Annotated in this window: 1 protein-coding gene; it reads left to right on the top strand. The window is 75.4% G+C overall.

The window, feature by feature from the left end; all coding sequences use genetic code 11:
- Nucleotides 1-1,117: 1,117 nt before the first annotated feature.
- A partial coding sequence (locus tag FJ251_15100; protein MBM4119029.1) for a hypothetical protein occupies nucleotides 1,118-2,921 on the top strand: 1,804 nt, incomplete at its 3' end.

The following is a 2,921-nucleotide window of genomic DNA, read 5'->3' as shown; positions in this document are numbered from 1 at the left end:
TCCTGGCGGCCCTGCAGGGCTGTGCCCGCGTGCGGCCGCCCAGCGGCGGGGAGCCCGACACGGCGCCGCCCGGGCTGACCGGCGGCCGGCCGGCGCCGGGCAGCACAGGCAGCGGCCCGCTGAGCGAGGTGCTGCTCGGCTTCAGCGAACCGGTGGACCGGGGCAGCGTGCAGGCCGCCCTGCGCGTGGAGCCGCCGCGCCTGCTGCGCAGCCTGCGCTGGACGGGAGATACGCTGCTCGCCGTCCGCTTCTGGGATCCGCTGCCGGCGGACACGAGCGTCGACGTCTACCTCGTGCCGGGGTGGCGCGATCGCCACCGCGTCGCGCAGCCCGAGTGGCAGGTGCTGAGCTTCGCCACCGGGGACAGCCTGCGCCCGGGCTGGCTGGCGGGGCAGGCCCGCTTCAAGGGCCAGGCGAGCCGCGCGCTGCACTTGGCACTCAGCGACTCCGCGGGCGGCCTCCAGCGCCGCGCGCGGCCCGACGCCCGCGGGGACTTCGTCTTCCGCGGCCTGCCCGCGGACGGCCGCGCCTGGCGGCTCGTCGCCTGGCAGGACGCCGACGGGGACAGCCTCTTCGATCCGGCCCACGACTTCGCCGACACCCTCCGCGACTCGCTGCGCCTGACCCTCGCCCAGCCGCGGCGGCTGGGCCTGCAGCTGAACGCGATCGATCCCCGCGAGCCCGGCGAGCTCAGCGGGCACTTCAGCTGCGCGGACACCCTGCCCGGCGTCTACTTCCTGCGCCTGCTGCCGGACTCCTTCCGCCTCGCCGACGGCAGCCGACCCGCCGACGATCCCGGACTGCTCCCGGAAGCGGAGCGCGCGCGGCTCGCCGCGCTCGTCGCGCGGCCGGTGGGGGCAGCCGGGCTACCCGACACCTGGCTGCGCCTCGCCCAGGACGGGCCCTTCGCCTTCGCCGCCGCGCCGCCGGGCGCGCACTGGCTCTTCGTCCACAAGGACCTGGGCGCCGCGGACTCGCTCTGGGATCCCGCCCAGGAGCCGGCCGGGCTGAGCGCCGGGCCGCTGCGCCTGCCGCCGGGTGGCAGCCTGAGCTGGCCGCGCTTCGCCTTTCCGCTGGCGGCCGCGGGGGACTCGCTGTCCCCGCCCGGGCGGGCCCCGTGACGCGGCGCCTCAGCCTGCTCGCCCTGCTGCTCGCTCTGGCGGCGCCGGCCGCGGGTCAGTACCTCTTCGGCAAGAACAAGGTCGTCTACTCGCCGCGGGACTGGCTGGTCTCGCGCAGCGACAAGGTCGAACTCTTCTTCTACCCGGAGGAGGAGCGGCTGGCCGCGCACGCGCTGGCCTTCGCCGATTCGGCGGCGCGCGAGCTGGAGCTCATCTTCGCGCTCACCCTCGAGACGCCCGTGCCCCTCGTCCTCTACGGCTCCGAGCACGCCTTCCGCGAGACGAACATCATCCCCAACCTGATCGGCGAGTCGGTGGGGGGCTTCACGGACCTCGTGCGCGGGCGCGTCGTCGTGCCCTCGACCGGCGACCTCGCGCAGCTCCGGCACGTCATCCGCCACGAGATGGTGCATGCGGTCATGCTCGAGAAGCTGGCGCGCGTGACGGCCGCGCATCGCCAGTTCTCCTATCAGCACCCACCGCTCTGGTTCATCGAGGGCCTGGCCGAGTTCTACAGCGTCGGCGAGCCCGACACCGAGGGCGAGATGCTCCTGCGCGAGGGCATCCTCGCCGGCAGCCTGCCGCCGCTGGACGAGCTCTGGCGCATCCAGGGCAGCTACCTGATGTACAAGGTGGGGCAGTCGGTGGTGGCCTACCTGGACCGCAACTACTCGACGGCGGCGGTGCGCGGCCTGCTCGAGAACTGGTGGCGCAGCACGAGCCTGGAACGCCTGCTCGAGGAGGAGCTCGGCCTCACGCTCGCGGCGCTGGACGCCGGCTGGCGCAGCCACCTGCGGCGCCGCTACTACCCGAGCGTCGCCGCGCGGCTGCCGGCGGCGGAGCGCGGGCGAGCGCTGATCGAGGGCGGCGGCTTCCAGGTCGGGCCGGCGGCGCTCAGCGATACGAGCTTCGTCTACCTGGAGACGGGCAGCGGGCGCGTGGCCCTCGCGCGCGCCGAATTGCCGCGCAGCCCGCGCCGCGGGGCGGAGGCCCGCCGCCTGCTCGAGGGCGGGCGCGACGGGCGCACGGAGTCCATCCCCTTCCTGCGCAGCCGCCCGGCGGTGGGCGCCGGCCTGATCGCGCTGAGCGTGCGCCGCGGGCCGGGCGACGAGCTCCGCTTCCTCGACGCCGAGACCGGCGCCGATCTCGCCGCCTTCGCGGCCGACTCCCTGGCGCAGATCGAGGCGCCGGCCATTGCCGCGGACGGCCGCGTGCTCTTCTCGGGGATCTCGCCGCAGGGACGGCGGGATCTCTACCTGCTCAGCGGCGACCCGCGGGCCGCCCCACCCGGCTGGCGCGTGGAGCGCCTCACCGACGACGACTGGGACGACCGCGATCCGGCCTGGCATCCGGACGGTGCGAGCTTCCTCTATAGTTCCGACCGCGGGCAGGCTGCGGCCAGCCCGCATCGCAACCTCCACCGGATGGACCTGGCGCTCCGCGAGAGCCGGCGCCTCACTGCGGGGCCCTGGGTGGACCGCCAGCCCACCTGGGCACCCGACGGCCGGCGCCTGCTCTTCGTCTCCGATCGCCTCGGCGCCTGGGACGTCTTCAGCGCCGAAGGGGACACGATCCGGCGGCAGACCGCCTGCTACGGCGCCGTGCAGGACCCGGCCTGGCAGGGGGAGGGTTTCCTGGCCTCCGTTTACGAGGAGGGCTGGTACCGGCTCTATCGCTTTCCCTACGCCGGCGACGGCGAGCCGCTGCCGGCGAGCCAGGATCCCACCTTCGCGGCGGCGCCGGCGAGCGAGCCGGTGCCGGCGGCGCTGCCGGCGCCCGTGCCCTACCGCCTGCGCTTTT

The organism is bacterium (genome assembly GCA_016873475.1).
GTDB lineage: Bacteria > Krumholzibacteriota > Krumholzibacteriia > JACNKJ01 > JACNKJ01 > VGXI01.
This window is presented reverse-complemented; position numbering and strand designations above follow the sequence as displayed.